At 71.3% G+C, this 26,567-nt stretch carries 17 protein-coding genes; 4 read left to right on the top strand and 13 right to left on the bottom strand.

Annotation, left to right across the window (positions count from 1 at the left end; translation table 11 throughout):
- Positions 1-5 precede the first annotated feature (5 nt).
- Entirely contained in the window at positions 6-2,075 is a 2,070-nt protein-coding gene (locus I8N67_RS33410) for a CHAT domain-containing protein (RefSeq protein ID WP_200308013.1), read from the top strand.
- Here the strand turns inward: I8N67_RS33410 and I8N67_RS33405 are convergent.
- From I8N67_RS33405 to argG, 8 genes are all read right to left on the bottom strand, one after another.
- Positions 2,047-2,481, bottom strand: coding sequence for a tetratricopeptide repeat protein (locus tag I8N67_RS33405; RefSeq protein ID WP_200308012.1), 435 nt, complete (start codon positions 2,479-2,481; stop codon positions 2,047-2,049). The genes I8N67_RS33410 and I8N67_RS33405 overlap by 29 nt on opposite strands.
- Entirely contained in the window at positions 2,478-5,111 is a 2,634-nt protein-coding gene (locus I8N67_RS33400; protein WP_200308011.1) for an Hsp70 family protein, read from the bottom strand. The genes I8N67_RS33405 and I8N67_RS33400 overlap by 4 nt, the downstream gene beginning before the upstream one ends.
- The gene (locus I8N67_RS33395) at positions 5,108-5,695 is read right to left on the bottom strand and encodes a hypothetical protein (protein WP_200308010.1); all 588 of its coding nucleotides are present in this window, start codon (positions 5,693-5,695) and stop codon (positions 5,108-5,110) included. Before I8N67_RS33395 ends, I8N67_RS33400 begins: the two co-directional genes overlap by 4 nt.
- The gene (locus tag I8N67_RS33390; protein WP_200308009.1) at positions 5,679-6,122 is read right to left on the bottom strand and encodes a hypothetical protein; all 444 of its coding nucleotides are present in this window, start codon (positions 6,120-6,122) and stop codon (positions 5,679-5,681) included. Before I8N67_RS33390 ends, I8N67_RS33395 begins: the two co-directional genes overlap by 17 nt.
- A gap of 46 nt (positions 6,123-6,168) precedes the next feature.
- On the bottom strand, positions 6,169-10,536 hold the full coding sequence (locus I8N67_RS33385; protein WP_200308008.1) for a hypothetical protein: 4,368 nt from the start codon (positions 10,534-10,536) through the stop codon (positions 6,169-6,171).
- 10 nt (positions 10,537-10,546) lie between these two features.
- Complete coding sequence (locus I8N67_RS33380) at positions 10,547-11,839, bottom strand: serine/threonine-protein kinase (RefSeq protein ID WP_200308007.1); 1,293 nt, start codon at positions 11,837-11,839, stop codon at positions 10,547-10,549.
- The gene (locus I8N67_RS33375) at positions 11,832-14,690 is read right to left on the bottom strand and encodes an AAA family ATPase (RefSeq protein ID WP_200308006.1); all 2,859 of its coding nucleotides are present in this window, start codon (positions 14,688-14,690) and stop codon (positions 11,832-11,834) included. Before I8N67_RS33375 ends, I8N67_RS33380 begins: the two co-directional genes overlap by 8 nt.
- Positions 14,691-15,052: 362 nt before the next feature.
- Entirely contained in the window at positions 15,053-16,513 is a 1,461-nt protein-coding gene (gene argG / locus I8N67_RS33370) for an argininosuccinate synthase (RefSeq protein ID WP_200308005.1), read from the bottom strand.
- Between the two features lie 89 nt (positions 16,514-16,602).
- Here argG and I8N67_RS33365 point away from each other — a divergent pair, with 89 nt between their 5' ends.
- Entirely contained in the window at positions 16,603-17,079 is a 477-nt protein-coding gene (locus I8N67_RS33365; RefSeq protein WP_200308004.1) for an HIT family protein, read from the top strand.
- 144 nt (positions 17,080-17,223) lie between these two features.
- Here the strand turns inward: I8N67_RS33365 and I8N67_RS33360 are convergent, their stop codons facing one another.
- Together I8N67_RS33360 and I8N67_RS33355 are read right to left on the bottom strand one after the other, a co-directional pair.
- Positions 17,224-17,817 (bottom strand): 3'-5' exonuclease, encoded by a 594-nt coding sequence (locus I8N67_RS33360; protein WP_200308003.1) that lies wholly within the window; start codon positions 17,815-17,817, stop codon positions 17,224-17,226.
- Positions 17,818-17,906: 89 nt separating this feature from the next.
- Positions 17,907-19,313: a serine hydrolase domain-containing protein gene (locus tag I8N67_RS33355; RefSeq protein ID WP_307835449.1), complete on the bottom strand. Its 1,407-nt coding sequence runs from the start codon at positions 19,311-19,313 to the stop codon at positions 17,907-17,909.
- 141 nt (positions 19,314-19,454) lie between these two features.
- Between I8N67_RS33355 and I8N67_RS33350 the strand changes: the two genes are divergently transcribed.
- A complete protein-coding gene (locus I8N67_RS33350; RefSeq protein WP_200308002.1) occupies positions 19,455-19,661 on the top strand; it encodes an NUDIX hydrolase in 207 nt (68 codons plus the stop codon).
- Here I8N67_RS33350 and I8N67_RS33345 read toward each other — a convergent pair.
- Both I8N67_RS33345 and I8N67_RS33340 read right to left on the bottom strand, forming a co-directional pair.
- Positions 19,658-20,761 carry a serine hydrolase domain-containing protein gene (locus I8N67_RS33345; protein WP_200308001.1) on the bottom strand — a complete coding sequence of 368 codons (1,104 nt, stop codon included), beginning with the start codon at positions 20,759-20,761 and terminating at the stop codon, positions 19,658-19,660. The genes I8N67_RS33350 and I8N67_RS33345 overlap by 4 nt on opposite strands.
- Before the next feature lie 239 nt (positions 20,762-21,000).
- Positions 21,001-21,873, bottom strand: a complete 873-nt coding sequence (locus I8N67_RS33340; protein ID WP_200308000.1) for a hypothetical protein — start codon at positions 21,871-21,873, stop codon at positions 21,001-21,003.
- 362 nt (positions 21,874-22,235) lie between these two features.
- On the opposite strand from I8N67_RS33340, the gene I8N67_RS33335 reads away from it, so the two are divergent.
- Positions 22,236-26,204 (top strand): glycoside hydrolase family 2 TIM barrel-domain containing protein, encoded by a 3,969-nt coding sequence (locus I8N67_RS33335; protein ID WP_200307999.1) that lies wholly within the window; start codon positions 22,236-22,238, stop codon positions 26,202-26,204.
- 84 nt (positions 26,205-26,288) lie between these two features.
- Here the strand turns inward: I8N67_RS33335 and I8N67_RS33330 are convergent.
- Positions 26,289-26,567: hypothetical protein (locus tag I8N67_RS33330; protein ID WP_200307998.1), on the bottom strand; the 279-nt coding region annotated here is incomplete at its 5' end.

Genomic DNA, 26,567 nt, shown 5'->3' with positions numbered 1-26,567 from the left:
CCGTCATGAACGAGTCCGCCACGCTGAACGTCAGGGTCACCGAACAGACCTTCACCGATCGATACGACTACGAACTGCGGGCGGACGGCACCGACGGCGACAGTCCTCCGCTGGAGATGGAGTACACGGTCGAAGTCGACCGGGCACTGGTGAGCGGCTGCCGTGACCGGATCGACGACGCCTTGACGAAGGCGTCCGCCTGGGGGCCCAACCCAGAACCCGGTCTGCTCAGGGAGCTGGCCAAGTGGGGCAAGCTGCTTCACGAGCAGCTGTTCCCCCGGGTCCAGGGCAACACCGCCGAGCTGGTGACCCGGCTGTACGCGTCGACCGGCCCGGTCCTGGTACGCACGAACAAACAGGACGTTCCGTGGGAACTACTGCACGACGGTGACAACTTCCTCGGCCTCAAGCTCGATCTCGGGCGCCGCCTGGTGGGCAGACGCGCCGTCGTGAGCGGGCGCGGCGTCAGCCGGGTCGGTCGCGCGCTCATCGTCGGCGACACCCTCGGCGACCTTCCCTCCGCACGCGAGGAGGTGGCGCGGGTCGCGGCGTGGCTCGGCAGCCGTGGCATCGAGTGCAAGGTCATGCTGGGCCCCCAAGCGACGAAGCTCGACGTCGTCACGGAACTGGCCTCGGAGGAGGCGCCGTACGACCTTTTCCACTTCTGCGGTCACGTGGCGACCGGTTCCGGCACGACCGGACTGATGCTGCACAACCGGCAACTGCTCGGCGAGGTCGCCCTGCAGACACTCTCGTCGACCGGCGCGCCACCGGTGACCTTCATCAACGGCTGTGCCTCCGCAGGTGAGGGCGGACTGGCCAACATCTGCATGTCCTTCATGGCCCTCGGCTCGAAGACCGTCGTCGGCACCCGCACCGAGGTGGCCGACGACGGCGCCTGGCAGTTCGCCTCCGAGTTCTACGGGCGGCTGCTCGCGGGCGAGTCGGCCGGCGCCGCGGTCCGGGCGGCTCGCGGCGCGCTCCGTGGCCGGCCCGACGCCGCCTGGGCGTCCTTCATCCTGTACGGCAACCCGGCCGCGGGTATCGCCAAGGACGCGACGGCGGGGGACGAACCCTCGCTGCGGGAACGGCCGGAGGACGACCTGCCGATCGCTCTCGCCCCCGACGCACAGCGGCTGATGCGGCGGGTGCGCGCGTCGGCCGCCGACCGGAGCGCAATCGCCTCCGTCGATCTGCTGCAGGGGCTGCTCGGCGAGGCGGACATCCGGCAGCGCATCGAGGAGAGTATCGGGGCGGACGCCCTGGAAGCCTTCGACCAGCTGATCCAGGAGGTCCTCAGCCGCAGCTCCGCGACAGAGAACGGCGATCTTGGCCCGGTGGGTGTCCCGGTTCTGTCCGACACCGTCAACCGCGTCCTCGAAGAGGCCTCTGCCCTGGCCTCCGCCGACGGCAGGAGCACCACCACCACGGCCGACATCACGGCAGCCTTCGTCGCCGTGGGCGGCGGCATCTCCTCCCGGCTGCTGGAACTGTGCGGGGTGCCGCTGTCCCTGCTGCTGCCGGACAGCGCGCGGACGACGTCCGGCCCGGACACCACCGACAGCGGCACCGCCGACAGGGACCAGGACCCCCGGGGCACGGCGAACCCCGCGGACACGGCCGCGTCGGACACGGCCACGTCGAACGGCGGAGAACGGTTGCCGATGGACGACCTGAGCCGCGACACCATGGGCGTACTGCGGCTCGCCAACCTGCTGGCCAAGACCCGCGGCGAAGTCATCGGCACCTATACGCTGCTGCTCGCCTTCGGCGCGATGGGCAGTGAGACGCTGCGCCTCGGCATGCACGAGCAGGGGCCGGCCGGAGAGCGCGCCTACCGGCGGCTCTCCCGGATGCTCACCCCCCGACGCCGTGACCTGTCCCTCCGTGTCCACGACGTACTGGACCAGGCCCGTCGGCGCACCGCGGCCGACGGCGTCCCGTCCGGCCCCGTCGGCGAGGCCGCGATCCTGCTCGCCCTGCTGGAGGACGAGAACTCGTCGGGGCGTGAGCTGATCCGCAAGCTCGGGGTCGACCCCGAACTGCTCATCCAGGCCCTGGGCCGGGCTCGCTGACCTCGTCGGGCGTACCGGCTGCGCCGCCCGGCTCGGCCGGTTCCGCGAGCCGGGCGAGCCCACGGGCCGCCTTCGGGTCGTCCGGTCTGCGGTCCAGGACCTCCGTCCACTGTCGGCGGGCCTCGTCCGGGTCACCGAGAGCGAGGCCGGCCAGGGCCAGCGCGTTGCGCGCCTCGGTGTCGCCGGGGCACCAGTGCACCACCGCGGCGAAACAGTCCCGCGCGGCGGCGAGACGGCCCTCTCGCGCCGCGGTCAGCCCCCGGTTGAACAGGTGGGCGGGGCGGGCGTGCAGTCGCGCGTAGCCGGACAGGGGTGTGCCGCAGCCCGCGCAGGCCTCCGCCCCGTATGTGTTGTCCCGGCGGCACAGGGGCACCGGGCAGCGGACGGTCGTCGTCGCCGCTGTCATGCGCCGGCCATGGGGATGCCGGTGACGTGCTCCGAGTCCCCGGGCGCCATGAGCATGTTCTTCAGCCGGATCAGACGCTGGCGTTCCTGTGCGGCCTCCTGCTGCACACGGTTCGGGTCCTGGGCGATGAGGGCCTCCAGCCCGGCGAGCCGCATCCCGATCTCCTCCACCTCCGCACGGTGTCGGGGCGTGGCGGCGGGGGACACCTGGACCAGCCGCTGGACCTCGCTCAGCGTGTCCAGTGCCTGCCGCAGGAATGACGCGGCCATGTCGGCGTCGGGGACCGGCTGGTCGCTCGTGTGGTGCCGCTGCACCATCGCCCGGAGGTGGTCGAAGATGTGCTGGAGCTGGGTGATGACCTCCGAGTACGACCTCTGGTCACCGGACTCCAGGGCCCGTTCGCCGTGCTCCCGCTGGGCCTCGACAGCCAGGGCGATCTCCCGTTCGTCGTGCGGGGTCCCGGCCTCGGCGCTGACCGTGGCCACGTACCGGTTGCCCTCGACGCAGTCCTTGACGAGCTTCTCGAAGTCCGCCCTGGGCGGCTGCAGATCCGCGGGCCCGTGCTTGCCGACGGACTCGGCGATCGCCTGCATCTGCTCGAACTCGTGGCGCGCGAGCGCCTCTTCACCGCCTTCGTGGGCCGCGTCGAAGGCCGTGTGGGCCATGTCCATCTGGGTCTGCTTCACGTTGCGCTCGCCCGGCGGCAGAAACTCGACGCCCTCCTCGAAGCGGCGCAGCAGCTCGGCCACGTCCGCCCGGCTCGGCAGGTCGGCCTCCGGCGGCACGTCGACGACCGCCTCGAAGGGATGGTCGCCGATGGAGCCGCGCACGGTGATGAGCGAGTGCACGTCCATCTCCACATCGAGGTCGATGACCGTGCCCCGGGGGGTGGAGGACGACACCGGCACCGTGACGACCTGGATCTGGCGGGCCTGCTGGAACAGCCGGAACTCCACGGTGGTGGTGTCACCGGGGTGGGTGAAGTCGTAGCGGTCCTTGAACGGCAGCGGCCGCAGCGCGGGGATCAGCACATCGCGTTGGGTCCGCCCGTCCCGGGTGACCTCCAGCAGGATCGGCTTGGCGTTGATGGCCGCGCTGGTCGTGCTGCCGCCGGGCTTGGCCGCGACATCACGGTCGTGCACCACCGTCCGTCCGACGGTCGCCAGCAACTCGCCGTCGGCGTCGAACACTTCGACGGTGAGCAGGCCATGCGCGTCCGGCTCCACGGGGATGCGGGTGAACGCGAAGCCGCCGTCCGGCTTGAGCGGCGCCTCGTCCTCGTACTCCTCGGTGCTGAGCCGTACCGAGCCGCCGGTGAGATCGATGCCGGGGTCGAGGACCTCGACCGTGCCGCCGACCACCGTACGGTCCGAGGCCGTGACGACGGTGCCGCGGAAGCTGACGCGGACCGTCCGCTCCTCGTTCAGGATGTCCAGGCCGCCCACCGCCGAGGCACGCACCGCGGCGCCCAGCGCGACGACCGTGTCCACCTGCTCGTACACCGGCTCGACGCACTTGGCGCGCGGTGTACCGGGTGCCGGGTCCGGGGCGCCGGGGGCGGGCGAGCAGAACCGGCCGCGCACCATCTCGCGGACCAGCGGCAGATGGGTGGAGCCGCCGGCCAGGATGATCTGGTCCACGTCGGCCAGGGTGATCCCGGCCTCCCTGGTCGCCTGGTCCAGTGCCTCGTCGCAGTACTGGAAGGTGCGCTCCAGGATGGGCCGGGCGATGTTCTCCAGCTGCGCGCGCTCCACCACCGTGTCGATGACGATCCGCTGGCCGTCCTTGTCGGTCAGCCCTCCGGAGTCTCGGAGCATGTACTCGGTACGGTCCGACAGTCCCTTCTTCACGGACTCCGCGAGGGACTTCAGGCGCCTGAAGCGCAGCCGGTCCTCCGCGTCGTTCTCCAGGTCCAGGTCCATGGCCCAGTCGTCGGCCTGAATCAACTCCTGGAGGTGGCGGGCGAGTTCGGTGTCGATGTCGTCGCCGCCGAGCATGGTGTTGCCGCTGATGCCGAGCACCTTGAAGTCGGCCGCCTTGCAGCGCACCACGCTCACGTCGAAGGTGCCGCCGCCGAGGTCGTAGACCAGGAAGACGCCGTCGCGGGTGCCGGTCCGCCAGCAGTAGTAGCTCGCGGCGGCGGTCGGCTCGTGCAGCAGGTCCACGACCCGCAGCCCGGCGCTCTGAGCCGCCTTGCGCGTGGCATCGATCTGCGGCTGGTCGAAGTAGGCCGGTACGGTGACGACCGCGCGGTCGACGACCCAGCGCACGTCCGGGGTCTCGAACTCCGCGACGTCCTGCTCGATCTGCCGCTTCATCTCCCGCAGGATCTCGGCCGAGATCTCGACGGGGGTGCGCTCCTCGCCCGCCAGGTTCACCGTCCTGCGTGATCCCATGAGGCGTTTGACGGAGGTGACCGGTTCCGGCTCGCTGCCCACCCGCGCGAACGCCTTGCGTCCGACGACCAGTTCGCCGTTGCGCGGGTTGTGCCACACACAGCTCGGTGTGGTGCGGGCGTTCATGCCGTCCTGGTGGATCACGATGTCGGTGTCGGTCGGATTCATCACCGCCACCGCGCTGTTGGTGGTCCCCAGATCGATCCCGACGGCCTTGCTCACGTACTGCGTCATGCGTCGTCGTCCTCTGCTCCGGCGCTCGATGGGGCGCCCATGATCACTTGTCCCAGCCGTACGACCGTGCCGCGGTCGATAACGATCGGTTCCACGGTCTCCGCCACCACCTCGGCGGTGAACTCGGGCCCGTAACGCCACCCGGCGATGTCGACGACGTCGGCGACCGACTCGTAGGCATCGCCGAGGGGGTCCCGCGTGGTGATGTCCATCGCGTGCAGCGGTTCCAGTACCTGCTTCCTGGCCACGTGCAGCCGACGGCCCAGTGGCTTGGCGCCCGCCTCCTCCAGCGACTTCGCCGCCTCCCGCAGCAGACCGTCCAACCGCGCGACGTGCACGGCCAGTTCGACGAGGACCTTGCGTGCCCCCGCCGTCTCCTTGTGCACCCTGTTGCTCTCGCTCTGCAGGTCGGTCCAGTACCGCTGGAGCAAAGCGGCCATCTCCCGGCCCGGAGTGGGGGAATCCGGCGCCGCCGCCTCTTCGGCGCCTTCGGGCACCGGGCGCAGCTCGAACTCGTCCCAGTCCGCCGACGAGGAACCAGCCGAACCGAGGTCCGCCGAAGGGTGATCAACCGAAGAGGACATCGCGCACCTCCAGAGGCGGCTGCTCCAGATACAGCGGCACCGGCGCGTCGTCCAGGGCGGGCCGGATGTCGACCTCCGGCGGCATCAGCATCCCGTCCCGCAGCCGACGGGCCACCGCGGCGAGGTCGAAGTCCGCCGCCCGTGGCGCCTGCGCCCGCCCGGAACGTGTGTCGAACGCGACGGGACGGCGCCCGTACCGCTGCGCGAAGTCCGCCCACCGGTCGCCCCAGTAGTCCGCGCCCGGCGCCTCCAGCAGCACATGCAGTTCCCGCTTCTCGGGCAGGCCCAGCAACTCGTCCTTGGCCCACTCGGCGAGCGCGCCCGCGTCCTGCGCCCCGGTCAGGGCGAGTTCCCGGAAACGCTCCACCACCTCGTCGTCGCCCACCGACACGGGAAGTCCGAGGACGTGGAAGGGATTCGGCTTCATAGAGCTCCTTGTTCTCCTCTTGCTTTCATGTCTGATTTCTTCATGGTCAACCGCCCAGACGGTCTCGGAGAGATCGGGCCGTTTCGTCGGAAGGGTCGAGACGCATGGCTCGTTCAAGCACCGCACGCGCGGCGGAAATTCTTCCGGACCCGATGTGGCCCATGGCCTGGAGGACCAGGCACTGCGCACGGTCCTCATCGGTGCTCGCCAGTCCGTACGCTTCCTCCGCCGTGGTGAGCAGGCGGGTGTGGTTGTTCGCCTTCAACTCGTCGAAGGCACGGTCCAACCGAGCGCGGTACCGGGCATCCTTCAGCAGTCCGGGGGCGCTGTGATTGCCGGGATCCCACTTCAGCGCGTCTTCGTAGAATTTGACGGCGGCGAGGTTGCTTTCGCCCGCGACGAAGAGTCCGCGGTCCACGAAATGCTCGCCCAGCGCGGAGTTGGCCGGGCGATGTCCCTTGCCCGGCTCGCAGAGCGGGACGAGCGCGTCGGCGAATCTGCGGGCCCTTCCGGCCACTTTTTTCAATTCCTCATGCCTGCGCATCTTGTAAAGGCAGGTCTGCAGCTCGTTGTACCATTCGAGCCCGGTCTGCAGGAGCCGGATCAGCGGAATGCCGAGACCGATCATCGGTTCCAGCGCACGGATACCTGATTCGTAGTCGTTGTCGATCCCATCGGCCAGTCTCGCGATGGCGGCCGGGTCCCTGACGGCTTTCTCGGCGGTCTGGACGACCTCGGCGCACCACTCGTCGGTGACCGCACCGGCCAGCGCGGAGATTTCGGCCCAGCGCCCCGCGTCGACCGCCGGTGACCACGGGATGCCGAACTCCCCCAGCAGGTCACGAACGGCCGACGCCCCTGCGCGGGCGGCCTCCAGCACCCGCAGATGCAGCCGGGCCGTGTCCTGATCCCCCGCTTGCAGGGCCTCGGCACCCCGCTTGCGGTGCGTGCCGAACAGTTCCCGGCACACGGTGGCGCGCAGCCGGGTCTCCGCCTCGGGCCCGGAGGGCTCGTCGCCATGCTGCTCCCAGAATCCCTCCGAGCCCAGCAGAAGGGTCCACAGCACGGTCGCACGGGCGAGGTGCGCGCCGACGCGTGCGGTGGGTGCCGGCCCGCCGAGCGCCGTTTCCCGGTACAGCAGCGCCAGGGTGTGGTGGACCCGGACGTCGTACGCCCGGGTCCTCAGACAGTCCGCCCAGCGCCGTTCGATCCTCGTGGACTCGGCCGCCCGCAGGGCGTGGGCCAGCTTGGCGTCGCCCTCGATCAACGCCTCCAGGGCCGCGTAACGGCCGGGCCGTTCCCAGGGGATGATCCCCTGTTCCACGCCGGGGAAGAACTGATCCAGCAGGCGGCCGGCATAGGTGTCGAGTTCCCTGCCGCGGGCGAATGCCGCGGTGCTTTCGCGCGCGGGGAGGCGTTCCGTCGCGGGCTCGGGCCCGGCCTCCGGCAGCACGACGGCGGCCCGGTGCAGGAACTGCGCGCTTCGCAAGGGGTCTTCGGTGCGGTGGGCGGTCACCGCCCGGTGGCAGAGCAGCCGGGTGTACCGGGCGCGGACGTCGCCGTCCTCCCTCGCCTCCCCCAGGGCCCGCTCCCACAGCTCCGCCGCCGTCGCGTAGTCCCCGACGGCGGTCGCGCAGGCGGCCAGGCCCGCCGCGTCGAGCAGGGGCGGGTCCTGGGCCGACAACTGCTTGATCATCTCGGTCGGCGGGCGGACCACACCGGGACGGCTCCCGCGGCCGCCCCCCTTCCGCGCGCCACCCTTTCGCGCGCCACCCTTCCGCGCACCGCCCGATCCTCCCCCGTCCTCGGCGTGGGCGAAAAGCGCGGGCAGCAGCCGGGCGAGGTCGGTGACGGCGGTGAGGTCGCAGTCGGCCGCCGCCGCGGAGAGCAGTTCCAGGCACCGCTCCGGGTCGCTCTCGACGACACCCGCCGCGTGCACGATCCGGACCAGCGCGGCCTGCTCCCCGCTCCCGTCCGGTGGAGGCGCCGTGAGCGGGCGGCCGTCCAGGGTGTCGGCGAGCACGGCACACAGGTCACTGTCCGCCGGTGCCGCCCTCAACTGCCGTACGGCGGCGGCCCGGTCGCCCCGCGAGAGCACCTCCGCGGCGGCGGCCAGCGCCAGCACCGGATGCACGACACCGGACGGCTCCGCGGCCAGGACCGAAGGGCGGCCGGGCGCCGGCAGCGCCATCGCGGCGGCCATGACCCGATCGGCCAGCGTGTCCACCTCCGGCAGGGGGTGCCGCTCCGCCAGCGAGCGCACCAGCCGCGCGATGGCGTCCCGGCGATAAGGGACCTTGCTGAGCATGCCCGCGGCGGCGAGCAGGCCGGCCAGCGCCGTCACCGCCCGGGGGGACGGTTCGTCGGCCTCCTCGACCAGGGAGGCCAGCCGCCGGCACAGCTCCACGTCGGCGGCTTCGGGATCATCGGCCAGCCGGGCCAGGCCCAGGACCCATTCCGCCCAGGGGTGCTGCTGTACCGAGGGCGCCGGCACGGTCGGCCCGTCGCCCGGCGCGACGGCGGTGGCGTGGGCGGCCGTCCTGGCGGCCCGCAGCAGTACGGCCGTGTCCGGGGGTACGGCGTCCGGCTCGGTGGCCATGGCTCTGTCAAGATCCCGGGCGGCCTGCCGCGCGTGGTAAGGGGTGTCCTCGCGCTCCAGCGTGCTGCCCTCCCCGGCGATCCGGAGCAGCCGGATCGCGCCCAGCGCGTACGACGCCTGGGGCGACCGGTGGGCCGTCAGCCGCCCCAGCCCTTCCTCGACCACGTCGTCCCCCGCGCCGCCGACCGCCTCCGCCCACGTCCTGAGCAACTCCGCCTTCTCGCCGTTCAACCCGGCGAGCAGCCGGAGCGCGCGGGCCGGACGGCGTTCTTCCAGATGGTGCGCAGCCAGTACCAGCGCCGCCCGCTCGTGCCCCAGCGCGAGGGCCGCTTCGAGCAGCCGCCGCCCCTCCTCCGGCTCCCCGCGCAGCACCAGCAGCCCCGACCACAGCAACCGGTCGGCCCGCGGCAGCCGCCGGTACAGCGGTTCCCTCAGCGACGCGGCCATGTCCGCCTCACGCGCCGCCCGGCCGTACGCCGCCGCCAGGACGGTACGCAGGGCCTCCAGCCGTCGCGGTGCGCCGCCACCCTCCGAGGGCGGTGGGCCGGGGGTGCCGGGCGTCCGTATGCCCGCGGCCAGGTCACGGCGGACCCGCGCGATCGGCTCGTAGCCGGGCGGCACCGCCGCGGCCGCGTGCTCGGCGTCGGTGCCGGTCACGGCATGCGGCTCGGCGTCCAGCAGGAGACTGGCCAGCGCCCAGTCGTCCGGGTCCCGGGTCATCCTCTCGGTGAGGGACCAGAGCCCGGCGCGGTCGCCGGTCAGGAGCAGTGACCAGGCGGCGTGATAGCGCCACTCGGGGACGGAGGAGTCGTCCTTCGCCAGGGGCAGGAGAAGTGCGCGGGCCCGCGCCGCGGCACCTTCGAGCAGGAACAGGCGGCCTCGGGCGTAGTCGAGCCACGGCCCCGCTTCGCGGGGCAGGCCGAGCGCGCCCAGCCGGGCGGCGGAGGACGGGGGCGGCTGGTCGGTGTCCTGGTCGAACCAGGCCAGCGTCCGGGCGAGTTCGGCCGTCGCGGCCACGCCCGGCGCGGCCGTGCGGGCCGCGTCGAGAATCGGTCCGGGGATGCCCACGGCCTGACCGGCCCGTACGTACGTGATCAGCAACCCCAGGAGTGCCGTCTCGTCGTGCGGGTCCGCGGCCAGGGCCGCGAGGAAACTGTCCCCGGCCAGGTCGAGTTCCCCCGTGACGAGCAGCCGGTGGAGCCCGGCCGCACGGTCCGCCCCCGGCAGCCCGGCCGCCGCCAGCGAGGCCGCCTGCCGCAGCTGCTCCGGGTCCGAGGAGAAGTCCACCCGAGTCGCGTCGGCGACGAGCTCGAGGACCGCCGGTGGCCGTGGCCCGGCCCGGCCCAGCAGGTCGGCGTAGACCTCGATCCGGGGGGCGTCGCGGCGACCGGACCGGGCCAGTTCGTCCGCCAGTACGGCCCTGGCGGCGTCCTGGACCCCCTCCGCCCAGTACAGCCGGGTCAGCAGTTCGTCGGCCGGTAACGCCTCACCACGCCCGAGGCGGCCCGCCGCCAGTGGCCGTACCGCCTGGTCGAGGGGGATTCCAGCGGCCTGCGCCACCCGCCCGCCCAGAATCTCCAGCGCTTCGAAGTCGGCCTCGGTGAGCAGCTGCCCGTACGGCGGTCCTACCGTGGACCGCAGGAAGCCGATCCAGATCTCGGCGGCCGCTTCGGGGCGCTTCTCCATCGCCACGCGGAGCTCCCGCAACCGCGCCAGACCGCTGTGCGGATCGGTCTCCGCGAGGGCCGCCTTCCACTGTCTGCGCAGCCGCCCCGAGGACGAGAACAAGTCACCGAAGGACGAGGGCGGACTCATGTCGCCGTGCTCACCCCCTGTCTCTCTCGCGGCGCAGCTGATCCTCGAAGTGGGTCGTCTGATAGGTGTTCCCGGCGCGCCGGTAGGCGTCGGCCGTCCGCGACAACAGGGCGCACCGCTCCTTCCGCGTCCGCAGAAGAGCGCTGTTCCGCACCAACTGCCAGGCGGCGGCCAGCTGTCGCGCCGATCCGGCCGGGTCTCCACATGTGTCGAGCAGGCGGGCGAGTTCGTTCAGCAGCGCCAGCCGGAGGGCGGGCGAGAGGTCCGCCGAGGCGGAGTCCAGACACGTACGCAGGGTGTCGCAGGCGCCGGCCGGGTCACCGGCGGCGGCCTGTTCGCGGGCCTGTTCCAGCGCGCTCTCACCCGGGGGCGGGCGGCGGGTCCCGGCCTCGGCCTCGGCCAGCGCGTCCAGGAGCTCCGCCGCACTGCGGAAACGCCTCGCGGGTTCGACCTCCAGGCAGCGCAGCACGACGGCGTCGATCTCGCGCGTCACGGTGTTGTTCAGCCGGGACGGCGGGGGCGCCGTGTGGCCCTCCTTCTTCCGCTGGTACAACCAGTCGCCGTGCAGGGTGTCGGGCAGGCCGGGCGGCGGTACGAGATGCTCGAAGGGGAGCCGCCCGGTCAGCCCCTCGTACATCAACACCCCGAGCGAGTACAGGTCGGAGGCGGGCACGCTCTGCCCCTGCGAGGTCTCGGGCGCCATGTACGTGAGCGTGCCGGCGACTCCTGGCACGGTCCCGGACTCCAGCAGCCTGGCGGCCAGGCCGAAGTCGATGAGCCGTACGGTCAGGTCCGAGCCGAGCAGGACGTTGTCCGGTTTGAGGTCCCGGTGCAGCAACGGCTGGTCCAGGGCGTGCAGGCCGCGCAGCGCCACACAGATTTGCCGCGCCCAGATGAACAGCTGCTTGGCGGAGACCTTGTGGAAACTCCGGAACTGGGCGGCGAGCGTGGTGCCTTGCACGAACTCCATCACCAGGAACGCCCGGCCGCCGGCGTCGTGGGCCAGCCCCCCGTCGTACACATGGACGAGATGGCGGCGTGCCTCGGCGTCGGTCATCCCGTCCATCGCCTCGGCCAGCCGCAGCACGTCGGCGAACCGATGCCGGGCGTCCGCCTCGGTCATGCCCGCGTCCCTGGAGATCTTGCAGGCGACCCGGCGGACAGGACGGCCGAGGATGCGCTGCTCGCTGAGGAACACCGCTCCGAAGGCGCCTTGGCCGATCCATTTGGTGAGCACATAGCGGTCGTTGATCACCCTGCCCTCGAACGACCGCAGGTCCGTTCCGGCTCCGTCGTCACTCATGGCCCGGCCCCGCTTCCTTTCCCGCCGGGCCCTTGGGGGCGGGGCGGAAGTGGACGTGCGTCCGAGGTGCGCCGGCGCCGTCGTGGTGGAAGCCGAGCTCGATGCGGGCGCACCGGCGGAACTCGTCCTCCCTGCGCTCCTGTTCGAGGAGGATGGGGTTCTCGACCAGGTCCGACAGCAGCTTCGCGATGATGCGGCCGCCCTCCTTGCCGCCCGACTTCTCGTTCAGCGCGTGTCCTTGCCCGGCGGCGTAGCCGATCAGGGCATCGGGGACGATCAGTTCCTTCTCCCGTTTGACCGACCAGAACTCGCGCTGCCGGTCGACCAGCTTGCGGCAGATGCCGGTCATCGCGGCCAGGTCCAGCGGGCGGAAGACGATGATCCGGCGGATACGGGCCACGAACTCGGGAGAGAAGACAGGACCGCCGTGCGAGCCCCTCCCGACCTGGAGCAGCGCCTCCTTGACCCTGGCGACGATCTCGTCGTCGGGCCTGCCCTCCCGGGTCATCCGGGAGATGACCTCCTGGCCCGCGTTGCTGGTGAGGATGAAGATCGCCCGGTCGCCGTGGGCCTTGACGCCCCGCTGGTCGACGATCCAGCCCTCGTCGAAGAGATTGAGGAACGGCCGCCACACCTCGGGGTGGGCTTTCTCCGCCTCGTCGAGCAGGAACACGCAGTACGGGTCGGCGTTCAGCTCGTTGATGAGGCGGCCGCCGCGTTCGAAGCCGACGTAGCCCGGTGGGGAGCCGATGATCCCCGACACGCTGTGCGCCTCGGAGAAGTTCTCCATGGGGTAGGTCTGCAGGCGTTTGGAGGAGGAGTAGAAACCCGCGACGGTCTTCGCCAGCTCGGTCTTGCCCGTGCCGGTCAGCCCGGCGAAGAGCATCACCGAGGCGGGGCCGCCGCTCGCGCCCGCCAGACCCGCCTTGATCCGGCGCAGCTCGCTCGCGACGACCTCGACCGCTTCCTTCTGGCCGAAGACCGAGCCGCTCAACGCCTGTTCGTAGTCGGTCCGTTCGCCCCCCGTGCCGGCGATCTGCCCCGCGGGCACGCCCGACACCTCGGCGATCACCCGCACGACGTCGTCCGTGTCCACGACGGCCCGGGAGTCCCCCATCTGCGTACGGCGGTAGTCGAGGTCCTCACAGGCCCGGCGGAGCACCTTGACGGCGGCGAGCGGCAGCCGCTGGTTGAGTATGTAGTCCCCGGACAGGACGACCGCCCGGTCGACGGCCCGGTCGTCGACCCCGGCCTCGAACTCCGCTTCCAGCGCGTCCGCCGCCTGCCGGACCATGTCCCGGGCGGACGCCCGGTCCGGCTCGGTCATGTCGATACGGGTGGTGAGTTCGCGCAAGGCGTGGTCGGCGGCCAGCAGATCGTCGTACTCCTGGCCGGAGAGAACCCCCACGAGGTGGATCCGGCGCTCCTTGAGCGCACTGCGCAGGGCCGGTACGTGATCGGTGCCCTGGGGGCCGGTGAGGATGGAGCCGAGCCCGTCCAGGCACACGATGAGATCGGTGCGTCCGGCGACATGGGCGATGATCCGGGCGAGTCTGGCGCCGCTCTCGGTCTCCGGAATGTCGCGGCAGTCGACGCGCAGCAGCCGCTTCCGCCGCAGGAAGGGTAACTCTCCGGCGGCCGCGCGCCTGGCCAGTTCGCGCACCAGCGTGGTGGTGCCGACTCCGGCGGGGCCGGTGATCAGCACATGGTTGTCGGTCGTACGGTGCAGGGCGCGGCCCAGGGCGTCGAAGTAGCGCTCCAGGTGCCGGGCGGGTGCGATCCCCTGGGTTCGGGCCAGCCAGGTGAGGTCCTCGGCGGGCGGTGACTCCGGCGGTAACCGGAAGGCGACCTCGCGCGGTCCCGAGGCACGGGCCTCCCGCACGGACTGGGCGAGCAGCTCACGCATCCGGGCGAGGTCCACCCTGAGCGGGTCCGTCCGCAGCACCGACGCGAGCCTCGGCTGCGGATCCTCCAGCAGGGCGTCGAGCAGATGCGGTGTGTCGATCAGTTCGGCACCCCAGACCACGGCGGCGTGCCGGGCCCGTCGGAGCAGGTCGAGCATCTGCTCGCCCAGGCCGTCCCGGTGCAGCGGCGGCGTGTCCTTTCCGTGCTGGGACAGCCGGAAGGCGCCGCTCAGCATCTCCGCGACTTTCGCCAGGCCCAGCTGGGGCGGGATCTGGAGCCGGACGAGCCGCTCGGTCATCCCTTCGGTCTCGCTCAGCAGAGCCACAAAGCAGTGCGGGGGCAGCAGCCGGTCGTACCCCAACTCCCCGGCGCGCTCCGCGGCCTGCTCCAGAACCGCCCAGGCGTCCGCCGAGAACTCCTCGGAACGCAGCCGCCCGGTGGCGTCCAGCAGCGGGGGCGGCGGCTCGGTGCTGACGCGCACCCGGTCCCGTAAGGTCCGTGCGGCGGCCACGGTGTCGAGGATGCCCAGAAACCGTTGGTCACCGGGGTCGGGATGGTCCAGGACAGCGGCGACGAGCAGTTCGAGGCAGACCGGGCGCAGCCGGTCCTGGTCCTGGCCGAACTCCGCGGCGAAGCCGTCGAGGGCCGCCAGGGTGTCCGCCGCGAACCGCTCACGCCGTCCGTCGAAGTCGAAGCTTTCTCCGCCCCGGTTCTCGGGGTTGTACGCCGCGATGGTCTCCAGCACATGCCGCGGTTGGGCGCCTTCGGCGAGCGTGAGCGCGAGTGCGGACAGCACCGCCTGGTCGCCGGAGTCGATCGCGGCGTACAGGATGTCACTCGGGCGGACCGTTCCCGAGCAGCGCTGCGTCGCCACCGCGAGAACGTCGATCGCGCGTTCGTCCAGCAACGCGTGTGGAGTGAAGATCCCTTCCGGGAAGAGCGACAACACGACAGCATCCCCGTACCCGTTCCCGGCACACCGTCCTCCCGGAGCGGGCCGGAGCCAGTGGCAGTTTCCCCGTTGCCCCGCCAGTCTGGCACGGAGAACGACAACACTGGTCGCCAATGGAGGACATCACCCCGATAGGTTCACAACACCACGGGGGTGCTGGCTGTCGCAGGCGTCATCGGGTCGCCGGGTCGCCGGGTCGCGCTGTGCGGACGAGCCGGGAGGGCCTGCGCCGGTGCGGTGTCCGTCGATGAACTGCTTGGCCGGCGCGGGCGGAAACACCTGAGGCCGGCTCGACGTGGTGGGCGTCGAGCCGGCCTCGCCGGTGGAGTCCGTGGAGCCAGGGGAGTCGGTGGGCGTCAGTCCGTGCCGAACTCCATCGCCGCGCGGTCGAGCAGCTCGTCCGCGTCGGAGCCGGTGGTCTCGCCGCGGGAGGCGATGGCCTCGGCGCCGCCCTCGGGCAGCTCCTGCATCGTGCCGATGAGGCCGGTCGCGGCGGCCTGGGCCGCGCCGATGGAGGTGTTGGCGGAGCCGAGGAGGCCGAGGACGGCGTACTGCTCCAGCTTGGCGCGGGAGTCGGCGATGTCGAGGTTGCGCATGGTGAGCTGGCCGATGCGGTCGACGGGGCCGAAGGCGGAGTCCTCGGTGCGCTCCATGGAGAGCTTGTCGGGGTGGTAGCTGAAGGCGGGGCCGGTGGTGTCGAGGATCGAGTAGTCCTCGCCGCGCCGCAGCCGCAGGGTGACCTCGCCGGTGACGGCGGAGCCGACCCAGCGCTGGAGGGACTCCCGGATCATCAGGGCCTGCGGGTCGAGCCAGCGGCCCTCGTACATCAGCCGGCCGAGGCGACGGCCCTCGGTGTGGTACTGGGCGAGGGTGTCCTCGTTGTGGATGGCGTTGACGAGGCGCTCGTACGCGGCGTGGAGGAGGGCCAGGCCGGGGGCCTCGTAGATGCCGCGGCTCTTCGCCTCGATGATGCGGTTCTCGATCTGGTCGGACATGCCGAGGCCGTGGCGGCCGCCGATGGCGTTGGCCTCCATGACGAGGTCCACGGCGGAGTCGAACTCCTTGCCGTTGATCGTCACCGGGCGGCCCTGGTCGAAGCCGATCGTCACGTCCTCGGTGAGGATCTCGACCTCGGGGTCCCAGAACCGGACGCCCATGATGGGCTCGACGGTCTCGACGCCGGTGTCCAGGTGCTCCAGGGTCTTGGCCTCGTGGGTGGCGCCCCAGATGTTGGCGTCGGTGGAGTACGCCTTCTCCGTGCTGTCCCGGTAGGGGAGCTGGTGGGCGACCAGCCACTCCGACATCTCCTTGCGGCCGCCGAGCTCCGTGACGAAGTCGGCGTCCAGCCAGGGCTTGTAGATCCTGAGGTGCGGGTTGGCGAGCAGGCCGTAGCGGTAGAACCGCTCGATGTCGTTGCCCTTGAAGGTGGAGCCGTCGCCCCAGATCTGGACGTTGTCCTCCAGCATCGCCCGGACCAGGAGCGTGCCGGTGACGGCGCGGCCGAGGGGGGTGGTGTTGAAGTAGGCGCGCCCGCCGGAGCGGATGTGGAACGCGCCGCAGGTCAGTGCGGCCAGGCCCTCCTCGACCAGGGCGGCCCGGCAGTCGACCAGGCGCGCGATCTCCGCGCCGTAGGCCTTCGCGCGGCCGGGCACGGAGGCGATGTCGGGCTCGTCGTACTGGCCGATGTCGGCGGTGTAGGTGCAGGGGACGGCACCCTTGTCGCGCATCCACGCGACCGCGACCGAGGTGTCGAGCCCGCCCGAGAAGGCGATGCCGACGCGCTCGCCGGCCGGAAGAGAGGTGAGGACCTTGGACATAGGAAGATTATGCACGCTAACGCATGATCATGCAAAGCCCCTTTCGAGCGCGGCCCTCCGCCGGCTTCGTCCTTGTAGGGTCGCCCGTCATGGCTGAGGACTGGCGGGCGGACCGGATCGGCAGCGCACTGCGGGGTGGGAATCCGACTGTGGTGCGGAGGATGGCGGCCGGGTTCGCGGCGATCGGGGACGTGCAGTTCCTGCCGGGGTACTCGGTGCTCCTGGTGGACGATCCGGCGGTGGGGCGCCTGTCGGAGCTGCCGAGAGACCGGCGGACGGCGTTCCTGGCGGACATGGACCGGCTCGGGGAGGCCGTCGAGCGGGCCTGCGGGCGGCTCGATCCGGCGTTTCGGCGGGTCAATCTGGAGATCCTCGGGAACACCGACCCGTTTCTGCACGTACACGTGTGGCCCCGGTACGAGTGGGAGCCGGAGGAACTGGTCGGCAGGCCGGTGTGGCTGTACCCGCGGGAGCGGTGGAGCGACGAGCGGTACGCGCACGGGCCCCGGCACGACCGGCTGCGCGAAGCGATCGGTGAGGAACTGGACCGCCTCGCGACACCCTGACGACCGGGGACCGGGGACCGGAGACCGGAGACCGGGGACCGGGGACCGGGGACCGGAGACCGGGGACCGGAGACCGGGGACCGGGGACCGGGGACCGGAGACCGGGGACCGGAGACCGGGGACCGGAGACCGGGGACCGGCCGACTACAGGAGCCCTTTCGGCAGCCTGACCCCCGTACCGGACAGGTGCCTCAGCGTCGCCGCGATGGAGTGGCAGTCGAAGAGGGCGGAGTGTTCGGCGCCCGGCGCGGGGGACGGCAGGCCCAGGACCTGCCAGAGGCGGCCCGAGTTGGTGGCGGCCGTGGTCGGGGCGACGGTGTTGAGCCAGGGGCGGATGTTGAGGAAACCGGGGGCGAGGGCATTGTGCTTGATCTCTTCGCCCCGGGCGCGGGCCCAGCCGATGTTCTCGCCGAGGACGAGCATGTCGTTGCCGTAGGAGAGGACGGATCCGCCCTGGCAGAAGGCGAGGAAGTCGCTCAGTGCGCGGGCCGGGGGGAGGCCGTCGCGGTCCACCGTCCGCTGGTCGATACCGGTGAGGGTGGTGAAGAACGGGGAGAGCGCCGGGTTCACCACCGGCCGGACCAGCGCCTCGTACTCCTCGACGACGGTGTGGTCCTCGCGCAGGCGCAGCGCGCCGATCTGCACGATCTCGCGGAGTTGGCCGGGGGCCGACCAGTCCTGCTCCATGGCCCCCGGCCAGGTCGTGAACTCCAGGTCGAAGATGACGAAGGTGGGCAAAACGTACTCCCTGCGGTGCATCGGCGTGCATCGGCGGCTCGTCGGCCGTTACGGGAGCGTTCTACCCACCCACGGGCGTCAGTTCAGCGTCACTTCAGGGCCGCCACCGGCCGGCTTCCGGTGGACAGGTCCACTCCGGCCAGACCGTCGGGAAGGGCTCGGCCCGCATCCGCCGCCGCGGCGGGCCGGGACGCCGCCCCGGTCTCCGCCGCCGCCCCGGTCTCCGGCGTCCCGGTCTCCGGCGTCCCGCACAGCGCCTCGACGATGTGTTCGTTGACCGCCTCGTCGATCGGGCTCGGTTCCAGGGCCGTACCGTCCTCGTTGAGGCGCTGGTACTTCATCAGGTTCCAGCCCATGCTGAGCTGGCGGGAGCCGTCCGCGCTGGTGAGGCTGATGGTGCCGGCGCCGAAGACTCCGCCGTCGTGGCCCCAGAAGCGGCCGCAGCCGGGAAGGTCGAGGGTGTAGATGCCCAGGCCGTAGTCGATGGCGGCGCCCGGGGCGACCTCCACCGGAACCGTGCGCCGCAGCTCCGCCAGGGACTCCCGGCCGACGAGGTCACCGGCGAGCAGCTTGCGGTAGAAGCGGTTCAGGTCGTCGGTGGTCGAGATGATCGCGCCCGCGGTGTAGCCCCAGGACATGTCGTAGACGCTGTAGTCGCGGGGCGGGTCGATGAGACCGTAGAAGGACTCGTACATCTTGGCGTGCGGGCCCTTGATGTACGGGGTGCGCGGGAACGTCGTGTGGTTCAGGCCCGCGCGGTCGATGACGTGGCGGGTGATGTACGTCGACGCCTTCTGCCCGGTGACCTTCTCCAGGACGAGGCCGGCGATGACGTAGTTCGTGTTGGCGTACGAGCCCGGCAGCTCGCCGGGGCGGCCGGTGGCGTCGGCCGCGAGGCCCAGCCGTACCAGTTCCGCCGGGCTGATCGAGCGGAAACGCCCCTCGTCGAGGCTGGTGGTGGAGCCCTGGGCGAGGGAGGGGAAGGCGCCGAGGACGTAGTCGCCGATGCCGCTGGTGTGGTTGAGGAGCATGCGTACGGTGATGGCGTCGCCGCGCTCCCGGTCGGCCCCGGGGAAGAGGTCCGGGACGTACCGCGTCACCGGCGCGTCGAGGCTGACGCGGCCCCGCTCCACCTGCTGCAGGATCGCCACCGACGTGAACGTCTTGGTGATACTGCCCACCCGGTGCCGCATCCCCGGCGTCACCTTCCGCCCCGTCTCCACATCGGCGAGACCCGACGCGCCGGTCCAGCGGTCACTGCCCTCGCGGACGGACGAGTACGTGCCGTACATGCCGGCCTCGTGGATCGCGTCGAGCGTGCCGCGCAGCCCGGCTCGGTCTAATCGGCCCTGCCCCGCGGCCGTACCGGCGGCGGCTCCGGGCCCGGCCGCCACCGCCGGCACCGGCGTGACCAGCAGGATCGTGGTGCTCAGTGCGGTGCCCAACGTGGTGCCCAGTGCGGTGCCGACGAGACGCTTGAAGCGCTTGATACGCACGGCTTTCCCCCTTCGAGACGTTCCCTCTGGTCCTGACCGACGGCCCCGGTCATTCAACTCGCGGGCCCCGTCGGGTGATTGTCTCGACACACCGGCGCTCCTTACATCCACCCCGTGGACGATCAGGTTCACAGCGGTGCCATGACATCTGTCATGGCACGGCACCGCGAACACCAGGGGCTGTGGGGGCGCCACGAATCTCCTCGTCAGGCGGCCACCCGCGAGTCGCTGGAGGAGAGCGGCCAGAAGCCCGACGGGCCGTTACGGTTCATCGGCTACGCGGACTTCGTACTCGCGCCCGCCCACGACACCTCCCGCCGTTCAGGGCAAGGTTGGGACTCGGGCTAGCGTCCGTCGGCGCACAGGGCCACGTCCACCGCCCCCTGGAGACGGCGCAGGCTCTCGCCTTCGGCGGCCCACGTCGTGGTGTAGACGGTCACGGTGCCGCGGCCGCCCGTGGCCCGGCCGCCCCCGACCGAGCCACCCGGCAGATCGCCGCCGTGGCCCCAGTAGACGCCGCCGCAACTGAGCGGGATCGAGGCGACACCGTAGCCGTAGCGGCTGCCCGCCGGGTAGACGTCGCGGCCGCCGACGTCAGTGGTGTCCTGGGTCATCAGGCGCGTCGCCCAACCGGGAAGGAGCCGGCCGCCGAACAGGCCGTCCCAGAAGGCGTTGAGATCCTCGGGGGTGGAGACAAGACCGCCGGACGCACCGAACTCGTACCCGGGCAGCTCGGTCACATCCACCCGGCCGGCCTCCGGACGTGCGGGGTGGATGCCGTAGTTGCGGGCGTGCGGTCCGCGCAGGCGCAGCTCGCCGGGCGCGGGCCAGTAGGTGTCGTCCAGGCGCAGCGGACGCAGAATGGCGCGCTCGACGTAGGTGCGGAAGTCGACCCCCGTGACCTTGTCGATCACCATGCCGAGCACCAGGTAGTTGGTGTTGGAGTAGCCCCAGTCGGTGCCGGGATCGAAATCGGGCTTCTCCTTGAGCGCGAGGCCCAGATAGTCCTCGGGTGTGCCGGGCGGCAGGCTCCAGTCGGCGAGCGTGGTGTACTCCGGGAGCCCACTGGTCTGCTTGAGCAACTGGCGTACGGTGATGGTGCGTTCGGCGAGCTGTGGCACGTAGGTGCCCGCCCGGGCGTCGAGCCGTATCCGCCCGTCCGCCACCAGGCGCATCACGGCTGCCGCGGTGAATGCCTTGGTGTTGCTGGCCAGCCGGAATCGGCCCTGCTCATCGACCATCGGCCTGCCCGACAGCAGATCCGCGACGCCAGCGGTACGCGTCGTCCTGCCGTCGTACGCGAGGGCGCCCGGTACCCCGTCCCGGTCGACGAGCAGATCCAGCTGCCGCCGCACCGGATCGGATTGCCGGGCCGCCGCGACGGGTGCGAAGGCCCCGGTGAGTGTCGCGGCGAGCAGGACTGCGGCTGCGATGCGCTTGCTCAGCATGGTTGTTCTCCCCCTGGTCGTCGCCCGGCTTGCGCGGGCCGATCGATCGCTCGTGGACGACCTTGCCAGGGTCCCGGCGCGGGATCAGTACGCCCGCCCCCCGGATCGGGGCTGCGGCCACCCCCCTTGACAGGGGCTGGCCGCAGCCGGGTCCGACCTGGGGTGGACCGGCGGGGTCGCGGCCACACCGCGGCGGCCATCGGCGACCCCGCCAAGGCGAGCGAGGGCGAAACCCGGGTTCAGAGGCCGTACCGGTACTTCACATGGCGCCAGAAGTCACGGAACATCCACTTGTCGAACTCCGTGATCTGGGTCGCGCTGCCCGCCTTCATCACGAAGCAGCACTGGCCGGTGGGGGACCAGTCGTAGAAGTCGTCGAGGCCGAAGGTGTGGCCGACCTCGTGCAGGTAGATGTGGATGTTCTCCTGGGCGAGGGCGCCGGTGAAGTAGGCCCGGCCGACGCGCTGGCCCCAGTCGCCGCCGGCGCCGCCCTGGAAGCCCTCGGTGAGCCAGAGGGACTGGTCGTAGTGGCGGGCGGCGCCGCCGGGACAGCGGGAGTAGTTGCCGTCCTGGTGGAAGAAGCGGCCGCAGTCGGGGGCGCACTGCGGGGCTCCGCCGCCGTCGAGCAGGTTGGTGTAGATGTCGACGGAGTCGTCGGTCCACTGGAGAGTGGAGCGGTTCTTCACCGCCCAGCCGACGATGTTGACGGGGACACTGGTGTACGGCCAGGCGTTGGTGCCCGCGCCGTTGTCGACCATCGCCGCCATCCACTTGCCGAACTGCTTCTTCAGCGCGGCGTGGATCTGGTCGCGCAGGGCCGCGCTGACCGGGGTGTCCGACTCCCAGCGGACGCAGTAGTTGACGCTTCCCCGGTTGGCCATGATCTGGTCCCAGCCGTAGTTGCGGAAGCCGTAGAGGTCGGGGTAGGTCGAGGAGACGTGGTTCCAGACCTCGCCCAGGGGCTGGACGAGGTTGGCGGGCGGGTTCCAGACGTCCGCCGCCGCTTCCCCGGGCTGCGCCACGGCCGGGGACGGGGCGGTCATGCCGGGCGCGAGGAGCAACGCCAGTACGGCGGCGAGCACGGCGAGCACTCTTGCGATGTGGATGCGCATAGGTGAACTCCCTTGTGGGGGCGGGATTTCACGTGCCTTCACTTCACCTTGTCGTCGCCGCCGACCGGCCCGGAGGTTGCCTTTCCCTCCGTTCCCGATTCCGGCGCCTCCCCGAGCCGGGCCGGCACCACCCCACCCGCCACACAGCACACGAACCCCGCCACCGCCGGCCCCAGACATACGACGGCCACGGCACCCCACTCGGCCCGCCGCACCCCCCAGGACCGCACAAAGTCCGACAGATTCATTGCTCCACTTCTGTTCGAAGTCCTAGGGTGGGCCCGGTTTTCTCAACATCATCGGACAGCATCCGACGCTCCTCCGCACGTGCACCCCAATGTCGTCGAGGAAGGCCCCGGTACATGCCGCACTCGCAGCCGCACCAGCAGCCCCAGTCCGAGCCCCAGCCCCACCCGCACGCCCACCCCCACTCCCACCCGCGCCCCGCCGTCAGCCGCCGCCGTCTCCTCGAGGGCGGCACCGCGTTCCTCGGCGCCATGGCCCTCGCCGGCGGCTCCGCCGGCTCCGCGTACGCGGCCCCCCGCACCGGTGCCCCAGCGGCGGCCGCCGCCGACACCCCCGAGTGGAACGGCAACCTCGCCCTCTTCCGCGTCGGCACCGAACCCCCGCACACCACCCTCATGCCGTACGCGGACACCAGACAGGCCCTGGCCGCCGACCGCACCCGCTCCCCGTACCGGCTGAGCCTCGACGGCAAGTGGAGGTTCGCGTACGCGGACCGCCCGGACGACCGGGACCAGGACTTCTACAAGCCGGACGTCGACGACAGCGGCTGGGACAAGATCCCGGTGCCGGCCAACTGGCAGCTGCACGGCTACGACTTCCCGATCTACGTCAACATCACCTACCCGTGGTGGGGCCCCAACGGAAAGGGCGAGAACGCCCAGCCGCCGGCCGCGCCCACCTCGTACAACCCGGTCGGGCAGTACCGGCGGACGTTCACGGTCCCCAGGGACTGGGACGGGCGCCGCACGTTCCTGCACTTCGAGGGCGTCAAGTCCGCGCACTACGTGTGGGTCAACGGGGAACCGGTCGGCTACAGCGAGGACTCGTACACGCCCGCCGAGTACGACATCACCCCGCACCTGAAGCCGGGCCGGACCAACCACCTGGCCGTCGAGGTGTACCGCTACTCCGACGGCGACTGGCTGGAGGACCAGGACATGATCCGGCTGAGCGGGATATTCCGCTCGGTCTACCTCTACTCCACCCCGGCCGTACACCTGCGCGACTTCCGGCTCGACACCCCCCTCGGCGACGACTACACGACCGCCGAGCTGTCCGTCACCGCGAGCGTGCGCGGCTACACGGAGAAGGGCACCGGCGACTCGTACTCCGTCGAGACCCAGCTCTACGACGACCGGGGCCACCCCGTCTGGACCCGCCCGCTCCACCAGCCGGTCACCGTCGGCGCCACCGGCGAGGACGTGACCGTACAGGCGAGCAAGGCCGTCCCCTCCCCCGCCCTCTGGTCCGCCGAGCACCCGAACCTCTACACCGCCGTCCTCCGGCTGCGCGACCCGCGCGGGAAGGTCGTCGAGACGCTCTCGCACCGCGTCGGGTTCCGGGAGTTCGCGCTCGAAGACGGCCTGATGCGGATCAACGGGCAGCCCATCTCGCTGCGGGGCACCAACCGGCACGAGATCCACCCGGACCGGGGCATGGCGCTCACCCGCGCCGACCTGGTCGGGGACATCGAGATCATCAAGCGGCTGAACATGAACACCGTCCGCACCTCGCACTACCCCAACAACCCGCTCTGGTACGAACTGGCGGACGAGTACGGCCTCTACCTCGTCGACGAGACGAACCTCGAAACCCACGGCATCCGCGACCGTTTCCCCGGCAACGACCCCGACTGGTCGGCCGCCTGCGTGGCCCGCGCGCAGAACATGGTCCACCGCGACAAGAACCACGCCTGCGTCATCATCTGGTCGCTCGGCAACGAGGCCGGCGGCGGCAGCACCTTCGTGAACATGCGGAACTGGATCAAGTCCTACGACACGACCCGCGTCGTCCAGTACGAGGGCGACGACCGGCCGACGATCAGCGACATCCGCTCGGAGATGTACGACAGTCCGGCGCGGGTCGAGCAGCGGGCGAAGGACACCGCCGACACCCGGCCGTACGTGATGATCGAGTACTCGCACGCGATGGGGAACTCGAACGGCAACTTCAAGAAGTACTGGGACCTGATCCGCCGCTACGACGTCCTCCAGGGCGGCTGGATATGGGACTTCGCCGACCAGTCCCTGACCACGCCGACGCCGAGGCGGCAGCTGTTCACCGAGTCCGGGCCGAACGCGCTGCGCGGCGAGGTCGTCAACGGCTCCGGCACGTTCGACCGCGACAAGGGCGTCACCTACGCGGCCGTCTTCGCCCGCGACCCCTCCCTCGACCTCACCGGCTCGCTCACCCTCGAAGCCTGGGTGACCCCCGGCTTCACCGGCTACCACCAGCCGATCCTCGCCAAGGGCGACACCCAGTACGCGCTGAAGCAGAGCGACAGGAGCGTGGAGTTCTTCATCTACGGCGGCGGGCAGTGGGTGAGCGCGAGCTGGGCGCTGCCCGCCGACGGCTGGACGGGCGCCGAGCACCACCTAGCCGGTGTCTTCGACGCCGGCTCCGGCGCCCTCACCCTCTACGTCGACGGCGAGGCGAAGGCCACCCGTACGACCACCCGCAGGCCCTCCGTCAACACCGCCCCGCTCGCCCTCGGCACCGACACCGACAACCCGACCCGCGAGTTCAGCGGCACGATCCGGCGGGCCCGGGTCTACGCCCGCGCCCTCACCGCGGCCGAGCTGGCCGCCGACGGGCGGGGGCCGAAGGACGACGGCGTCCGGTTCTGGTTCGACGCCGCCACGGTCGGGTTCGAGGAGAGGAAGGCCCAGAAGCCGCACGACAAGACCTTCTTCGCGTACGGCGGCGACTGGGGCGACCACCCCAACGACGGGGCCTTCGTCGCCGACGGCGTCGTCACCGCCGACCGGGGCCACACCGGCAAGGCCGCCGAGGTCAAGCGGATCTACCAGGCCATCAACGCCACCGCCGGGCCGACGGTCGGCGCGGTCACCCTCACCAACGAGTACCTCTTCACCAACCTCCGGGAGTTCGACGGCGGTTGGGCGCTCGTCGCCGACGGCGAGGTCGTCCGGCGCGGCCGCCTCACCCGCGCCCAGCTCGACGTCCCGCCCCTGTCCAGCAAGGACATCAAGGTCCCCGTACAGCTCCCCGGCAACCCCGCGCCCGGCACCGAGTACTTCCTCCAGCTCTCCTTCACCACGAAGGAGCGCACCCCGTGGGCGAAGGCCGGCTTCGAGGTCGCCGCACAGCAACTCGCCCTCGACGCGGCCGGCCCGGCGGTGACACCCGTACCGCTGGCGAGCGTGCCGGCCCTGGCGTACAAGGACACGGAGGCGGCGGTCAGCGTCACCGGCAAGGGCTTCACGGCCACCGTCGACAAGAAGACCGGCACCCTCACCTCCTACGTCGTCAACGGCATCCGGCTCATCGCCTCCGGGCCCGTGCCGAACTTCTGGCGCGCCCCGACCGACAACGACAACGGCAACGGCCAGCACATCCGCAACCAGACCTGGCGGGACGCGGGCACCCGTCGCGAGGTGACGGCCGTGACCGTACGGCCCCTGGGCACCCGGGCCGTCGAGATCAAGGTCGAGGGCACCCTGCCGACCACCACCGAGTCGACGTACTCGACCACCTACACCGTCTTCGGCAACGCCGAGATCAAGGTCGACAACACCCTGCACCCGGGCGCCGCCTCCCTCCCGTACATCCCGGAGGTCGGCACCCTCCTCCTCCTCCCGCGCCGCCTCGACCGGCTGCACTACTACGGACGCGGCCCCGAGGAGAACCACTGGGACCGCAACAACGGCACCGACGTGGGCCGTTACTCCTCCGCGGTCGCCGAGCAGTGGTCCGGCTACATCCGCCCCCAGGAGAACGGCAACAAGACGGACGTCCGCTGGGCCGCCCTGACCGACCGCGACGGTGTCGGCCTGCTCGTCTCCGGCGACGAGCTGATCGAGGTCAACGCCTCGTACTTCACCCCGGAGGACCTGTCGGCGGGCGTCCGCCACGACTACCAGCTCACCCCCCGCGACGAGGTCGTCCTGCGCGTCAACCACCGCCAGATGGGCGTCGGCGGCGACAACAGCTGGGGCGCCCACACCCACGACGAGTACAAGCTCCTCGCCGGCCGGGACTATGCGTACACGTATCGGTTGCGGCCCCTGAGGGACGTGGACGAGGCGATGTCGGCTTCGCGGCGGCCTACTGCTACGGAGTAGCGGTCTGTTGGGGACCGTGGCGCAGCCGACGGTCCCCACCCGGTCCGCTGAGTCCCGGTGACCACCTGCTCAAGTAGCAGGTGGTCAACTCAGTGCCTTCTCAATGGCCTCGAAGATGTCGGCGTCGGTCTCCTGCTGCCAGGACGGGAGGTCGGGCCAGTCGGCCACGTAGCCCGGCTTCGGGTCCTCGAAGTGCTTGAACATCTGGGCGGTCCAGCAGATGGCGACGAACCGGCTCTTCTGCTCGCGGGAGAGCCGGGCCGTGGTGCCGCCGCTGACCTCGATGAACTGGCGAACCTGCTCGCACACGGCCCCTGCCGCCTCGCGTTCCCACTGGGGTTCGGACTGCTGGCGATTGACCGC

This window comes from Streptomyces adelaidensis (assembly GCF_016598475.1).
Lineage (GTDB): Bacteria > Actinomycetota > Actinomycetes > Streptomycetales > Streptomycetaceae > Streptomyces > Streptomyces adelaidensis.
The sequence above is the reverse complement of the archived record's forward strand: the minus strand, read 5'-3'. Positions and strand labels throughout refer to the sequence as shown.